This window comes from Bacillus sp. SIMBA_005 (assembly GCF_046535585.1).
Taxonomy (GTDB): Bacteria; Bacillota; Bacilli; order Bacillales; family Bacillaceae; genus Bacillus; species Bacillus pumilus.
Window position 1 is genome coordinate 288,569 of sequence record NZ_JAWRWI010000007.1, and the last position, 14,973, is coordinate 303,541.

Annotated in this window: 14 protein-coding genes; 13 read left to right on the forward strand and 1 reads right to left on the reverse strand. The window is 38.2% G+C overall.

Translation table 11 applies throughout. The features are described 5' to 3' along the window. Positions 1–140: 140 nt before the first annotated feature. The 7 genes from SB660_RS14100 to alr all read left to right on the forward strand — a co-directional run bounded on the left by SB660_RS14100 (position 141) and on the right by alr (position 6,473). Positions 141–710, forward strand: coding sequence for a TetR/AcrR family transcriptional regulator (locus SB660_RS14100; RefSeq protein ID WP_410583006.1), 570 nt, complete (start codon positions 141–143; stop codon positions 708–710). Between the two features lie 31 nt (positions 711–741). Next, positions 742–1,167 (forward strand): GNAT family N-acetyltransferase, encoded by a 426-nt coding sequence (locus SB660_RS14105; RefSeq protein WP_410583008.1) that lies wholly within the window; start codon positions 742–744, stop codon positions 1,165–1,167. An 88-nt stretch (positions 1,168–1,255) separates the two neighbouring features. After that, a complete protein-coding gene (locus SB660_RS14110) occupies positions 1,256–1,858 on the forward strand; it encodes a ClbS/DfsB family four-helix bundle protein (protein WP_486304198.1) in 603 nt (200 codons plus the stop codon). Positions 1,859–2,090: 232 nt separating this feature from the next. Beyond that, positions 2,091–3,224 carry a Rap family tetratricopeptide repeat protein gene (locus SB660_RS14115; protein WP_180309147.1) on the forward strand — a complete coding sequence of 378 codons (1,134 nt, stop codon included), beginning with the start codon at positions 2,091–2,093 and terminating at the stop codon, positions 3,222–3,224. A 685-nt stretch (positions 3,225–3,909) separates the two neighbouring features. Next, a complete protein-coding gene (locus SB660_RS14120; protein ID WP_410583010.1) occupies positions 3,910–4,359 on the forward strand; it encodes a GyrI-like domain-containing protein in 450 nt (149 codons plus the stop codon). Positions 4,360–4,496: 137 nt separating this feature from the next. Continuing rightward, positions 4,497–5,111 carry a hypothetical protein gene (locus tag SB660_RS14125; RefSeq protein ID WP_410583012.1) on the forward strand — a complete coding sequence of 205 codons (615 nt, stop codon included), beginning with the start codon at positions 4,497–4,499 and terminating at the stop codon, positions 5,109–5,111. 180 nt (positions 5,112–5,291) lie between these two features. Continuing rightward, on the forward strand, positions 5,292–6,473 hold the full coding sequence (gene alr, locus SB660_RS14130) for an alanine racemase (protein ID WP_410583014.1): 1,182 nt from the start codon (positions 5,292–5,294) through the stop codon (positions 6,471–6,473). An 82-nt stretch (positions 6,474–6,555) separates the two neighbouring features. Here the strand turns inward: alr and SB660_RS14135 are convergent, their stop codons facing one another. Beyond that, positions 6,556–7,668: an NAD(P)-dependent alcohol dehydrogenase gene (locus SB660_RS14135; protein ID WP_169056336.1), complete on the reverse strand. Its 1,113-nt coding sequence runs from the start codon at positions 7,666–7,668 to the stop codon at positions 6,556–6,558. A 212-nt stretch (positions 7,669–7,880) separates the two neighbouring features. Between SB660_RS14135 and SB660_RS14140 the strand changes: the two genes are divergently transcribed. The 6 genes from SB660_RS14140 to hag (SB660_RS14165) all read left to right on the forward strand — a co-directional run bounded on the left by SB660_RS14140 (position 7,881) and on the right by hag (SB660_RS14165) (position 14,876). Beyond that, a complete protein-coding gene (locus SB660_RS14140) occupies positions 7,881–8,495 on the forward strand; it encodes a TetR/AcrR family transcriptional regulator (RefSeq protein WP_058014238.1) in 615 nt (204 codons plus the stop codon). Between the two features lie 165 nt (positions 8,496–8,660). Continuing rightward, positions 8,661–10,136: a Kelch repeat-containing protein gene (locus SB660_RS14145; RefSeq protein WP_410583017.1), complete on the forward strand. Its 1,476-nt coding sequence runs from the start codon at positions 8,661–8,663 to the stop codon at positions 10,134–10,136. Between the two features lie 233 nt (positions 10,137–10,369). Continuing rightward, entirely contained in the window at positions 10,370–11,272 is a 903-nt protein-coding gene (gene hag, locus SB660_RS14150) for a flagellin Hag (RefSeq protein ID WP_144462270.1), read from the forward strand. A gap of 267 nt (positions 11,273–11,539) precedes the next feature. Then, on the forward strand, positions 11,540–12,457 hold the full coding sequence (gene hag / locus SB660_RS14155) for a flagellin Hag (protein WP_410583020.1): 918 nt from the start codon (positions 11,540–11,542) through the stop codon (positions 12,455–12,457). Positions 12,458–12,797: 340 nt separating this feature from the next. After that, positions 12,798–13,688, forward strand: coding sequence for a flagellin Hag (hag, locus tag SB660_RS14160; RefSeq protein ID WP_058014234.1), 891 nt, complete (start codon positions 12,798–12,800; stop codon positions 13,686–13,688). A gap of 288 nt (positions 13,689–13,976) precedes the next feature. Continuing rightward, positions 13,977–14,876, forward strand: coding sequence for a flagellin Hag (hag, locus tag SB660_RS14165; protein WP_058014233.1), 900 nt, complete (start codon positions 13,977–13,979; stop codon positions 14,874–14,876). Positions 14,877–14,973: the final 97 nt, after the last annotated feature.

Below are 14,973 nucleotides of genomic sequence, written 5' to 3' on the forward strand. Positions count from 1 at the left end.
CCCATCATATTTTAATGAAGTCAATCCCATCTAAGTGAGGGAAGTTGGATTTCAGTCAATTGACACAAGAAAATATGATGATTATAATATTTTAATAAATACACTTAGAAAGAGTTAAAGTGAAGGAGGGGAGAAAGAAGATGCCTTATCCGAAAGGTCATAAGTCAAAAGTGAGAGAGCAAATCATTGTAAGTGCTGCACAAGCATTTCGAACAAATGGCGTTCGTAATATCAGTTTGCCATTCATTATGAAAGGGGCAGGCCTAACTCATGGAGGGTTTTACGCTCACTTTAAGAACAAGGATCAGTTGGTGATAGAGGCTTTTCATTTTGCTATTACTGATACGATAAAGCTGCTGCAAAGTGTTGCAGACAAGAAAGCAGACCAGCCTCGAATTCAGACGATCATTGAATTCTATTTAAGTACCGTTCACCGTGATCAGACGGAGGTCGGCTGTATACTGCCTGCGCTTGCAGGGGAGATTTCTCAATTATCGCAAGAGGTACGGAAAGCTTATACCGATGAATTGAAACGATTTATGGCGTTTATAGCTGATGCTGGAAACATAGATCTCTCTACGAGTTACGCACTAGTAAGCAGCATGATTGGTACAATTGCTTTTGCACGAGCTGTCAATGATTCGCAGTTCAGTGATCAATTGTTATTGGCAGGCAGAACACAGGCAAAATACATTCTAGAGGCGACATAACATTCAAATAAAAAACATAGGGGATGATGCGATGTTGATTAGAGAAGCAAGCATAGAAGATTATCCACAATTAAGACAAATCTATTTAGCATCCCGCCGTCAGAGCTTTCACTGGCTTAATACAGAAGAAATCAATCTGCAAGATTTTGATCAAGATACGCAGGAAGAGCAAATTTTCTTAGCTGAGAAAAACAATAAAATCCTTGGATTCATCTCGCTCTATGTACCAGATCGTTTTATTCATCTCTTGTTTGTACATCCAAAAGCTGCTGGTCGAGGGGCTGGTGATCTGCTGCTCAAACAAGCTATAAAAGTTTTGGGAACACCGGTCACCCTCAAATGTGTCTCTGACAATCACAAAGCTTTATCTTTTTATCAAAAAAGAGGCTGGAAGGCTGTTGTAGAAGAAGGGGAGCCTGGGGAGAGATACTTGGTGTTTGTTTATGATGGAACGTAAAGAGTGTCTTCTTTTTTCGCAGCCGCTTTTATAGCTTTACTTTATTGAGCTATTGCTTTTTCGCTCGATTAAGAATAATTTCAGTATCATGAGCTACAGTTACTTTTTTGTACTTTTGCAAGATATGTTCCGAGAAAAATTTGCACAAAAAGAATTAGAGGTGAGTCATATGACAAGCTATGAGTCAAAAGATGTTTTAAAGCAAGCAATCATGAAATCGTACAATCAATACGATGAAGAATTCGATATGATCCCAGAAGAAATGAAAGATGATCAAATAGAGGATGTAAGCCGAACTCCTGCAGAAAATTTGGCCTATCAAGTTGGCTGGACTACCCTGCTACTTCAATGGGAGCAAGACGAAACTGAAGGAAGGGTTGTCCATACGCCAGCAGAAGGTTATAAATGGAATCAGCTTGGCGCATTATATTCTCTTTTTAATGAGAAGTACGCTTGTCAATCACTTGTCGCATTAAGAGCTCAGCTCAAACAGAATGTTTTAACTATTTGTAATATGTTAGATCGTATGAGTGAAGAAGAAGTGTTTGAACCTCATCAACGAAAATGGGCGGATGACGCTACAGCAAAGGCTGTCTGGCCAGTTTATAAATTTATTCATGTGAATACCGTTGCCCCTTTTAAAAATTTCCGTACTCAAATTCGTAAATGGAAACGATTAAAACAAGTATGACGTGAAGGATATACTAGATGTAGACCTGAATGTATCATTAGAGAGTACAGGAGGAGAGGTCGAGGGCACTGATTCAAGCTCAGTTATTCTTCCTTATCAAAATTACGATCACACACATGGCTTCTTTAAAGAAGCTTTTTTTGTTCTTTTGCGGTTTCTTTTCGGTGCCGGACGATTTATGAAATGATAATATATGTCATTATAGGGAAAATAGAGGAAGGGGTAAGGGCTGATGGAGAAAGTGCTTTCTTCTCACGTCGGTTTGAAAATCAATGAATGGTATTATCACATTCAACGATTTAACGTACCGGACGCCGAAGCATATAAAGAGGAAATCAAATCAATGCTTGATCATATGGAAGAAAATCAAGATTTATTATTGTATTTCTCACTTATGGAGTTCAGACATAAATTAATGCTTGATTACTTGAATCCTTTAGAAAATGGGAAAGAGCGGGCGAACTTTAGGGAACTCGCACTGAAGATCAAAAGGGATCAAGAGAAATTAACAGGATTGCTCGAGTATTATTTCAATTTTTTCTACGGCATGTATGAATTTGAAAACTATGAATACCTAAATGCGATTACCTTCTATAAGCGGGCAGAAAAAAAGCTGTCTCTTGTCAGCGACGATATTGAACGTGCCGAGTTCAATTACAAGATGGCAGAAATTTATTACCACATGAAACAAACCCACATGTCGATGCACCATATTGCACAGGCGATAGACTGTTACAGAGAAAAAGATACATACACAGTGAGAGAAATTCAATGTTCTTTTGTGATTGGATTAAACTATATCGATATGGGCTGCCCCGAAAAAGCGATACCCCATTTTCAACACGCACTAGAAAAAGCCGCCGACAACTCAACAAAACGATTAAAAGGATCAGCACTTTATAATTTAGGGTTGAGTTATTTTCATAACAAAGAATTAGGACAAGCGATTACTCATTTTAATGATTCAATTCGAGCATTTAAAGAGCAGGGATACGAGCATTTAAATAGAATCTTAGATCCGCTCATTATGTTGTCAAAAGCCTACTTCAAAAAGAAAGAACAGGACTTAGGTACATATGCATTAAATAACGGTATAGAACTATCTGAAAAGCTGAAAGACCATGTTCTATTATTGATATTCAAGTTTTTAAGATCTCTATACATTGACAACAATTTTGAGCAGTTGGAAAAAATAATGGAATTGTTAGAAGTAAAGTCAATGTATCCTGACCTCGAAGATTTAGCAAAAGATGCTGCAAAATATTATAATGAAATGGGAGATAAAGACAACGCGATGCATTTCTATGAAAAGATTCTTTATTTCCAAACTCAAGTAAAGCGGGGGGACTGTCAGTATGAAATTTAAAATGTTATCAGTGGTATTCGTGATGATTAGTGTCATAAGTGTTGTTGGTTATTTTACGTCTGAAGTGACAGCAAGTCATGATGAAGCTAGGAGAGGTCACACTGCAAGTATTGGTTATACTGCTTAAGTAAAAAGCCCTTTAAGGGCTTTTTACTATAAAACCGAATATACGCTATGAACAAAGAATATTTTCTCCATAGAAAACATACTGAGGAGGAAGTGAAATGACAATGTTAAAATCAACAGAATTTCGAAAGATTTTCATTATATTTTTTGCTTTAACCTTTATGATTAGTCTGTTCAATATGGCTGTGTTTCCAGGGACGTCAGTGTCTTATTATGTTGGCCTGGTTTGTAAGATGTTGTTTATCAGCTTGTTAAATGGTCTGTTTTTCGGAACAATTATCTATTTGATTGTTACCCTTCTCTTTGCTAAATCTTCAAAGGAAAATCAATAAACCAGTGAGCGGCTAAAGACCGTTCTTTTTTATTTTTAAAAATGGGATATGCTATTTAAAGAGATGATGAGATGACTTAATTTATGATCTAAATCGCAATTCCAGTGAATATTTTTCCAACATAATTCAATTATTTTTAATAACCTGCTGTATTATATTTTAAAGGATGTTACCGTTGGATGTAAGGAATGATTGGCCAATCTTCCAATAAAAGTTGGAGGGAAATCATGAATTGCAAAATTGAAATGTTAACGAATATGAAAATGGTGTATATGAGAAATATAGGACCATATGGCAGCAGAGAAAATGTAGAGATGATGAAGAGATTTAAAAAATGGATCAATCAACATCAATTAATTGATGAATTAAAGGAATTTGGTATATATGGTGTTCCTCAAGATGATCCTGGAAAAATTCCATCAGAAAAATGCAGATACGACCTCATGTTGATGACAAATAGAGATTTCACAAAAGGTCAAATGGTTCAGACTGGACATTTTGAAGGGGGAAAGTATGCTGTGTTTACAGTGACACATACAACGGAAAAAGTGAATTTGTTTTGGAGCCAATTGCCTCAAATGATTCAAAACAATCAATTGAACATGCGTCAGGCATCTATTATGGAACGATATAGAGAAGAAGAAGGCGTGTGTGAATTCTTACTGCCTATCTTTTAAACACTTGAATGAAGTTCAATGGGAAAACAGATCTTTATGGTCTGTTTTCTTCATATAAATATTCTTAAATCACCTTACTTCAAATGCTATACTATGGCTAAACCATTCATGAAGGGTCATGATAGGAGGAGCATTGTGTGATATTCATCATAGGCATTATCATTGCTTTTATGATTGCTATTTTAGGTTTTACTGTTTTCGTAGATGTAGGGAATGGATTGGGAACGGCTCTTAGCATCATCGGAGGAATGGTCATTTTATTCATTGCCGGTAGATTACAAAGGCGAAAAGAACAGAATGATCCAAACATATTAATGGATAAAATGATGATGCTTTTTCACGAAGATGGGTTTCAAGCATCTACCTATTTCTTCTCAGAGCAAGTTGATAAGGGATTTGCGATTGATGATGAGTTAAAGAAAATGCGCTTTATTGAACATCAGCCTGATGGGTCAACTAGTAAAAATAGATTTGCAGTCACTGAGCTATACTTGAAAGATTTGAAACAAGTTGTGATGTTAGAAGATGGGGTGCCGATTGCTTCAGCTGAGAGAGATGATAAAGAAGAGGTCTCAACGCTTGAATTAAGATTAATAATGAATGACCGAGAGTCATCAACGATCACGATCAACTTCTTGCAATTTGATGTGCCTGTTCATAAAAGCAATGCTCAATACTTAGCTGAACGGGAAAATTTGCAGGAGATTTATCATGATATTGATGCAATGATGAAATCTGTGGATGACATTTAATATCATCGCACATAGAGAAGAAATCACAGTTGATGTGGTTTCTTTTTTTTGTGAGACAAGACAAAGCAGGTTCAGTCATTGTAGCTGAATGTTTTTCTCAAAAATGAATAAAGATAGACTAGACACAAAAGCGAACATGGATATAGAAAGAACGCTCATGTGATGAGGAGGAAAAAATAAATGAAAAAGCTATGCAGGGAAGTCTGGATCGAAGTCAATCTTGACGCGATTAAAAGAAATATTGAAGCCATTCAAGCGCATATTCCAAGGAAAAGTAAGATTATGGCTGTTGTGAAGGCGAATGCTTATGGACATGGCTCAGTGGAGGTGGCTCGGCAAGCACTGGAAAGCGGTGTGACGGAGCTTGCAGTTGCTAGCTTGGAAGAAGGCATTGTGCTGCGAAGAGCAAAAATTGAAGCGCCGATTTTGGTTCTTGGGTTTACTCCGCTCGACTGTGTGAAAAGGGCTGCGGCCTGGAGAATTGATCTATCTGGCCTTCGTGAAGACTGGATTGTTGAAGCAAATGAGATCTTAGCAGAAGAGGAAAGTCAGCACCGTCTTGGGATTCATGTCAATGTCGACACAGGGATGGGACGATTAGGTGTACGAACGAAGGAAGAGCTTTTAGGCGTAGTGGAGGCACTAGAAAAGAGTGAAAACCTTAGATGGGACGGAATTTTTACGCATTTCTCCACTGCGGATGAGCCTGACCCTGATTTCACGCTGCTGCAGCACAGTATTTTTATTGATTTTCTTCGCTTTTTGAAAAAACAAGGAATTAAGCTGCCGACCGTACATATGAACAATACAGCGGCTGCCATCGCGTTTCCTGAATTTAGCGCCGATATGATTCGGCTGGGCATCGGACTTTATGGACTGTATCCCTCGCAATACATTGAAAGCTTAGACACTGTTCAGCTAGAGCCGGCTCTCAGTTTAAAAGCGAGAATTGCGTTCGTGAAGGAAATGGTCACAAAGCCAAGGACTGTCAGCTATGGGGCAACGTATGTAGCAAAGCCTGATGAAGTCATTGCCACCATACCAATCGGTTACGCAGATGGGTACTCACGTGCTTTATCAAATCGGGGATTTATGCTTTTCCGTGGAGAACGAATGCCGATTGCTGGCCGAGTCACAATGGATATGACGATGATCAGTTTAGGAGAAATGAAAGCAAAGCAAGGCGAGGAAGTCGTCATATACGGACGTCAGAAGGGCGGAGAAATTTCTGTCGATGAAATCGCTGAAATGCTCAATACAATCAACTACGAAGTCATCGCCACCCTAAGCCGCCGCGTCCCAAGATTTTATCGTCGAGGCGGGAAGATTATTAAAATATCGACGCCGGTGATGTATGTGTGAGTTCAATTTGTCTCTAAAAGCTCACCACAAATGAAAATCCGAATAGCCCCCTTTACATGGCAAGGGGGCTAACTTTCAAGACTTAAGCACGATACTCTTTATCTAAAATAAGAATTGGTTTAATCGTAGATCCATTTTTAGAATCTTCAAAGGCTTGTTCAATATCTTCTAATTCGTAGAATTTTGCTAGTTTCTCAACTGGGAATTGTCCATTTTTAAAGAACTTTACTAGTTTAGGAATAAATAGTTGTGGAACGGCATCCCCTTCTATCACACCTTTTAATGTGAGAGCATTGAGCATTAGATCATTTGTTACATTAAATGTTAAATCGCGCTTCCCTACTGCTACTGTTGCACAAGTCCCTTTGACACGCAGGCAATGAAGGGCTGCTAGAGTGACTTCTGGTACTCCAGTTGTTTCAAATGAGTAATGTGCCCCTTTGCTTTCTGTTATTTCCTTAATTTTTTCAACTGGATTCTCATGCTTACTGTTGATGATATGTGTTGCACCTAATTCTTTTGCTAACTCAAGGCGGCTATCATGAATATCAACGGCAATAATCGGATCACAGCCAGCGATTTTTGCTGCCATTAACCCACTTAACCCAACAGCGCCTGTACCGAAAACAACAAAGCTTGTTCCTGGTGCTGGAGCAAGTGAATTTAAGACAGTGCCGCTCCCGGTCATTAAGCCACAGCCAAATGGTCCTAAATAACGTAAATCTGTTTCTTTGTCTACTTTCACTACATTTTTTTCATCAACCGTTGCATATGTACCAAATGATGATTGACCAAAAAATTGTGATACATCTTCATGATCATGTGTATGAATAGGCGTTTCATTATGCTTATTACGACCAGAAAAATTCAGTGGAATCATGTTTTCACATCCACCAGCGTTCCCATCTAGACAATTATGACAATGACCACAATAAGCGAAACCTAGTACAACGTGGTCTCCTTCTTGAACGGTTGTGACATTAGAACCTGCTTTCACTACAATGCCAGAGCCTTCATGTCCTAATAAAGCAGGACGTGGGACAGGAAGCGTTCCATCTAATACTGTGGCATCAGTATGACAGACGCCAGATGCAACTATTTTGACAAGCACTTCATCTGCTTTTGGATCATCTAGTAATAATGTTTGTTTCTCGAAATCTTTTTCATTTGTTGTGACCATCGCTTGAATTTCCATATCATGTGCCCTCACTTTTTGTATAGTATGATATTCTAAAGAAGTTAGATCAAATGTCACAAAAAATTCATTTCTTTATGACTAAGTTGATTGTAGGACGAAAGATTTTTCGTTTCAATCAGCAAAAAAACTTTTTTGTATAGGTTTTCAACACACAGGAATTTATGTATCTCTAATCAACATTTTTTTAAAAGTGTCTAAAGGAGGGGCCGATGATCAAAAAAGAGGATCGCCGTGTTGAGCGAACAAAAGAAACACTTCGTCAAACATTCAAAGTACTAGTAAAAGAAAAAGGATATTCGCACGTAAAAGTGAAGGATATTGTGGAAAAGGCAAATTATAACCGGACGACGTTTTATGTGCATTATGAAAGTAAAGATGAATTAGCAGAAGATTTTATTCACCGAGAAATGGAAGATTTTGAATATGAATTTTGTAAGCCGACTCGTGAAAATCCACTGTTAGATTTAACTCGCATGAAACCAGAAGGCACCGATGTATTTCAATATATCGTCGAAAATCGTGACTATTATGATTTATTAGTGATGGAAGACCGCATCCCTCAAATACAAGAACAATTGCTTAAGAAAATACAATATATCTTCCAAAATAGAATGTCGTTTGTAAGTGATCAGTATGCAGAAATCAACGACAGTTATTTTATCCAATATCGTTCATATGGCATTTTTGGTTTTATCATTGAATGGATCAGAAATGACTACAATGCGTCTGCCTCTGAAATGGCACGCCGCATAATCAATTTATTATATAATCAATCCTCACTCATGATTCAGCTGAAAGGCGAAGAACCGATTATTAAAACGTAACGCTTAGAACTATCCTTTATAACACTACATATTTAGATGATTGAATGAGTGAATTTTGGTGTCAATCGATTTTTAAAGTGATTCATCTCAATTTCTTTAATTTGTAAACTTTGTGAAAAAAAGAACGATAAAAGGAGGGAATATAACGAGTTGGAGGAATAGGAAATGAAAAAAAGGTTTTTATTATTCATCACGGTACTTCTGTTAATGAGTACCCTTAGTCCATTCAAAGCAAATGCAGCAGAAAAACCAACTGGATGGACAAAAAGAGCTGATTTGCCAGAAGAACGTATTAATGCTGGTGTGGGGGTCGTTGATGGAAAGATTTATGTGTTTGGTGGAGCGAGTGAAAAAAATAAATTAAACAACCAAACATTTATGTATGACCCTAAGAAAGATGTGTGGGAAGAGAAAGCCAGTATGCCAAGATATAGAACAGGTGGAACATATGCTACTGTAGGTAAAAAAATATATTTAATAGGCGGGATTAACGAAGATACTAAAGTAGCTTATAACACGATTGATATATATGATACAGAACTTGATCAGTGGGCTGAAGAGCCAATTCAAATACCTAGAGACCCTGTGTTCTCGACTTATAGTAAGGGAACTTTGTACGCAGTTGCAGTAAAAGAAAATATAAATATTGTATCTTCAAAAAACTCTTATAAGAATAATGTCTATCAGTATAATACAGACTCCGGTGAATGGAAGAGCTTGAACTCATCTGCTTTACCGTCTCGAAATGGGAGAGCTATATCTGCAATTGACGGCAAAATATATGTTGCCGGTGGAGAAAATTCGATCGGGCATAGTAGAGAAAGATCTTTGTTCCAGTATGATATTTCAGCAGATACATGGAGGAAATTAAAAGATAGTGACTTAACTTCATATGTATTTGAACCGGCTTACGAAACATATAATGGGAAATTCTTTGTTATTGGAGGACAGCGGACTGGTGATCGATCAAGTGAAATGCTGAATAAAGTTCAAATTTTCAATCCTAAAGATGGTCAATTTAAAAATTCAGCGTATGATTTACCAGAAGGTAGAGTATCAGCTGTCGCCGCAATTGTTGATGACCAATTATATGTCATTGGCGGACGTAACTACTCATATTATATGGGGAATTTTTCTGCAAAAAGTGATTACAAATCAGTCATTTCTATTCCGTTAAGCGACTTGCAAATAACTGAAGATGAAGAAAAGCCAGATGATGATACAGCAGAAGAGCCAAAAGATCAGGATGGGACAAAACCTGACGATGGCACAACAGGAGAGCCAAAAGATCAGGATGGGACAAAACCTGACGATGGCACAACAGAAGAACCGAAAGATCAGGATGGAACAAAACCTGACGATGGCACAACAGAAGAACCAAAGGATCAGGATGGAACAAAACCTGGTGAAGAAGTAACAAAGGGTATACTTTCAATTACTATGATAAACGGACTGCAAAAAGATTATTTGCTTTCAATGAAAGAAATCAACGATTTTCTTAACTGGTATAAAGAGAGAAGTTTTGGAATTGGGATGAACTTCTATGAAATCAGTGATGAACACAATAAAGGCCCGTTCACAAGTAAGAAGGATTACGTGGTGTACCAAAATATTTTAATGTTTGATATCAAGCAATATTGATATTCATAAAACGATAAAGCTGCTGATCTATCATCAGTAGCTTTTGTTTTTTATAGAATTGTTCAAATTTAGGATCAACGTCATGAAAAAACACGATATCTTTTAAAAAATCTGCTAAACATCCTATAACCACGTCCGATAATAAAATTGTCAGGGTTGATAAGCCCTAGAATAAAGGACTTTTTTCAGACAAGGACGTCTGTCAGGTCCCACATACATGGAGGTAATAGGAAATGAGAATTAACCACAATATCGCAGCACTTAACACTTTAAATCGTCTGTCTGCAAACAACGGTGCGAGCCAAAAGAACATGGAGAAGCTTTCTTCTGGTCTTAAAATCAACCGTGCAGGAGATGACGCAGCAGGTCTTGCAATCTCTGAAAAAATGCGTGGACAAATCCGTGGATTAGAAATGGCTTCTAAAAACGCACAAGACGGTATCTCTCTTATCCAAACAGCTGAGGGTGCATTGACAGAAACTCACTCAATCCTTCAACGTGTTCGTGAACTAGTGGTTCAAGCTGGAAACACGGGTACACAAGACGATACAGATCTTGGTGCAATTCAAGAAGAAATCAAGAATCTTGTCCAAGAAATTGGTAACGGTACTGAGAAAAATGGTATCTCTGATCGTACTGAGTTCAACGGTAAAAAATTGTTGAATGGTGCTTTCGCTGATGGTACAGCTACTTTAACATTCCAAATCGGTGCAAATAAAGCACAAAAATTAGATGTAAATATCGAAGCAATGTCTTCTGATAAAATTGGTGCTACTCAAGCAGATGGAACTCTTGTAGCTGGTCAAGCGGTCTCTAACATTGATGTTACACAATTCGCTGCTGCTACACCAACACTTACATTTGATCAGCAACTAGACATCGTAGATGGTGCAATCAAACAAGTTTCAGATCAACGTTCTAAACTAGGTGCGGTTCAAAACCGTTTAGAGCACACAATCAACAACCTTGGTGCTTCTGGTGAAAACTTAACGGCTGCTGAGTCTCGTATCCGTGACGTTGACATGGCGAAAGAAATGAGTGAGTTCACAAAGAACAACATTCTTTCTCAAGCTTCTCAAGCAATGCTTGCACAAGCGAACCAACAGCCACAAAACGTACTCCAATTATTACGTTAATGACAGGCCCCTTTATGGGGCTTTTTTGTTCCTATTAATTTAATATAAGCTTTGAAATCATCACTTTAATCGATAGAACAATAGAAACCTTTTTAAACTAAATAGTGAATAAAGTTATGTAAAATTGATCAATAAATATTAAAAAATGTTAAACTTCCTATGAAATAATCCGATAAAAGTATTGTCAGGGTTGTTAAGCCCTAGAATAAAGGACTTTTTTCAGACAAGGACGTCTGTCAGGTCCCATATACATGGAGGTAATAGGAAATGAGAATTAACCACAATATCGCAGCACTTAACACTTTAAATCGTCTGTCTGCAAACAACGGTGCGAGCCAAAAGAACATGGAGAAGCTTTCTTCTGGTCTTAAAATCAACCGCGCAGGAGATGACGCAGCTGGTCTTGCAATCTCTGAGAAAATGCGTGGTCAGATCCGTGGATTAGAAATGGCTACTAAAAACGCACAAGACGGTATCTCACTTATCCAAACAGCTGAAGGTGCATTGACTGAAACTCACTCAATCCTTCAACGTGTACGTGAGCTTGTCGTTCAAGCTGGAAACACGGGTACACAAGATGAAACAGACCTTGGTGCTATCCAAGAAGAAATCGCTAACCTAGTTCAAGAAATTGGTGACGGTTCTGGCAAAAACGGTATCTCTGATCGTACAGAATTTAACGGAAAGAAATTGCTTGACGGTTCTTTCAGCGCAGCTGGTGCTACACCAAAATCATTAACATTCCAAATTGGTGCAAATAAAGCACAAAAATTAGATGTGAACATCGAAGCAATGTCTTCTACAGCACTTGGTGCATTAGAAGCTGACGGAACTCTTAAAGCAGACCACGCAGTATCTGACATCGATGTAACACAATTTGCTGATCCGACTGCTACTGGCGCACTTTCTTTTGATGATCAATTAGATATCGTTGATGGAGCTATTAAACAAGTATCTGACCAACGTTCTAAACTCGGTGCAGTCCAAAATCGCTTAGAGCACACAATCAACAACCTTGGTGCTTCTGGTGAAAACTTAACAGCTGCTGAGTCTCGTATCCGTGACGTTGACATGGCAAAAGAAATGAGTGAGTTCACGAAGAACAACATTCTTTCTCAAGCGTCTCAAGCAATGCTTGCACAAGCGAACCAACAGCCACAAAACGTACTTCAATTACTACGTTAATGAAGAGCCCCTTTTATGGGGCTTTTTTTATGTCTACTGATGATTGAAAAAAGCAGCTCTTGATTATATCAATGTGAGACACACTTGGTGCGCACTTGTTTTTTAAATAAATAATATGATGAGAAGAACTAATATTTTAAAAGGAGCACACAATACGTCTTTTCCATAGAACTAAATCATGAATTAAGACTGATAATTTAATAAATAAATATTAAAAAGTGTTAAACTTCCTATAAAACAATCCGATAAAAGAATTGTCAGGGTTGATAAGCCCTATAATGAAGGGCTTTTTTCAGACAAGGACGTCTGTCAGGTCCCACATACATGGAGGTAATAGGAAATGAGAATTAATCACAATATCGCAGCACTTAACACATTGAACCGCTTATCTGCAAACAACGGTGCGAGCCAAAAGAACATGGAGAAGCTTTCTTCTGGTCTTAAAATCAACCGTGCAGGAGATGATGCAGCAGGTCTTGCAATCTCTGAGAAAATGCGTGGACAAATCCGCGGATTAGAAATGGCTTCTAAAAACGCACAGGACGGTATCTCTCTTATCCAAACAGCTGAGGGTGCATTGACTGAAACTCACTCAATCCTTCAACGTGTTCGTGAACTAGTGGTTCAAGCTGGAAACACGGGTACACAAGATGATACAGATCTTGGTGCGATTCAAGAGGAAATCAATAATCTAGTTCAAGAAATTGGTAACGGTACTGATAAAAATGGTATCTCTGATCGTACTGAATTCAACGGTAAAAAATTGTTAAATGGTGACTTTGAAACAGCTACATTAACTTTCCAAATTGGTGCAAACAAAGCACAGAAATTAGATGTAAATATCAAAGCAATGTCAGCTGATAAACTTGGAACAGATCCAACTGATGCAACTAAAACAGTTTCAGCTCTTAAAGTAACTGATTTTGCAACTATTGCTGCAGGTGCTGCAGGTGGTTTTAATGATCAATTAGATATCGTTGATAATGCAATCAAACAAGTTTCAGATCAACGTTCTAAACTAGGTGCGGTTCAAAACCGTCTAGAGCACACAATCAACAACCTTGGTGCATCTTCTGAAAACTTAACAGCAGCTGAGTCTCGTATCCGTGACGTTGACATGGCGAAAGAAATGAGTGAGTTCACGAAGAACAACATTCTTTCTCAAGCGTCTCAAGCAATGCTTGCACAAGCGAACCAACAGCCACAAAACGTACTTCAATTACTACGTTAATGACGAGCCCCTTTTATGGGGCTTTTTTTTATGCTGTTTTTTTCGCATTTTCTCCAGTCTTATGATTCTTAAATCCCTCTGACAAATCATGAAAAATGACCTTTAAATTTGGCATACTCTAGCGAAACGATCATAACGAATGAGACTTTTACCTTATTTATCCCTTTTTTGTTAAACAAATTCCATGAAGGTTCGATAAATGGATTGTAAGGCTTACGAAAAAATTCTAATTTAGAACTTTTGGACAAGGATGTTCAATTGGTTCAAAACACATGGAGGTCATGAAACATGAGAATTAACCACAATATCGCAGCACTTAACACACTGAACCGTTTATCTGCAAACAATGGAGCAGGGCAAAAGAACATGGAGAAGCTTTCTTCTGGTCTTAAAATTAACCGTGCGGGAGATGATGCAGCAGGTCTAGCAATCTCTGAAAAAATGCGTGGTCAGATCCGTGGATTAGAAATGGCGACGAAAAATGCTCAAGACGGTATCTCTCTTATTCAAACAGCTGAGGGTGCATTGACTGAAACTCACTCAATCCTTCAACGTGTACGTGAACTCGTCGTACAAGCTGGAAACACTGGTACACAAGATGAAACAGACCTTGGTGCAATTCAAGAGGAAATTGATGCACTAGTTCAGGAAATTGGGAACGGTACAGATAAGAACGGTATTTCTGACCGTACTGAATTCAACGGAAAGAAACTTCTTGATGGAACTTTTGCTGCTGAGCCAGAAGGCGGAGAACCGAAGAAACTAACTTTCCAAATTGGAGCTAACGGTGCGCAGCAATTGTCAGTTCATATTGAAGCAATGTCTGCTGATAAACTTGGAGTTGAGGATAAAACTGTTTCTACGATTAAAGTAACTGATTTTGCCGAAATTGCAGCAGATGAAGAAGGTGGATTTAACGATCAATTAGCAATTATTGATGGAGCGATCAAACAAGTTTCAGACCAGCGTTCTAAACTTGGTGCCGTCCAAAACCGCCTAGAGCACACAATCAACAACCTTGGTGCTTCTGCTGAAAACTTAACAGCTGCTGAGTCTCGTATTCGTGACGTTGACATGGCGAAAGAAATGAGTGAGTTCACAAAGAACAACATTCTTTCTCAAGCGTCTCAAGCGATGCTAGCACAAGCCAACCAACAGCCACAAAACGTACTTCAATTATTACGTTAATCAAAAAGCCCCATTAAGGGGCTTTCAGACCGTAGACAAACCCCACCTTTACTTCAAGTAAAAGTGGGGTTTTCACATTTTTTTGATAAAAACATCA

Excerpts from the sequence above, each read along its gene's own strand:
- SB660_RS14100 (WP_410583006.1), top strand. The coding sequence starts at position 141 with ATGCCTTATCCGAAAGGTCATAAGTCAAAAGTGAGAGAGCAAATCATT.
- SB660_RS14105 (WP_410583008.1), top strand. The coding sequence starts at position 742 with ATGTTGATTAGAGAAGCAAGCATAGAAGATTATCCACAATTAAGACAA.
- SB660_RS14110 (WP_486304198.1), top strand. The coding sequence starts at position 1,256 with ATGAGCTACAGTTACTTTTTTGTACTTTTGCAAGATATGTTCCGAGAA.
- SB660_RS14115 (WP_180309147.1), top strand. The coding sequence starts at position 2,091 with ATGGAGAAAGTGCTTTCTTCTCACGTCGGTTTGAAAATCAATGAATGG.
- SB660_RS14120 (WP_410583010.1), top strand. The coding sequence starts at position 3,910 with ATGAATTGCAAAATTGAAATGTTAACGAATATGAAAATGGTGTATATG.
- alr (WP_410583014.1), top strand. The coding sequence starts at position 5,292 with ATGAAAAAGCTATGCAGGGAAGTCTGGATCGAAGTCAATCTTGACGCG.
- SB660_RS14135 (WP_169056336.1), bottom strand. The coding sequence starts at position 7,668 with ATGGAAATTCAAGCGATGGTCACAACAAATGAAAAAGATTTCGAGAAA.
- SB660_RS14140 (WP_058014238.1), top strand. The coding sequence starts at position 7,881 with ATGATCAAAAAAGAGGATCGCCGTGTTGAGCGAACAAAAGAAACACTT.
- SB660_RS14145 (WP_410583017.1), top strand. The coding sequence starts at position 8,661 with ATGAAAAAAAGGTTTTTATTATTCATCACGGTACTTCTGTTAATGAGT.
- hag (WP_144462270.1), top strand. The coding sequence starts at position 10,370 with ATGAGAATTAACCACAATATCGCAGCACTTAACACTTTAAATCGTCTG.
- hag (WP_410583020.1), top strand. The coding sequence starts at position 11,540 with ATGAGAATTAACCACAATATCGCAGCACTTAACACTTTAAATCGTCTG.
- hag (WP_058014234.1), top strand. The coding sequence starts at position 12,798 with ATGAGAATTAATCACAATATCGCAGCACTTAACACATTGAACCGCTTA.
- hag (WP_058014233.1), top strand. The coding sequence starts at position 13,977 with ATGAGAATTAACCACAATATCGCAGCACTTAACACACTGAACCGTTTA.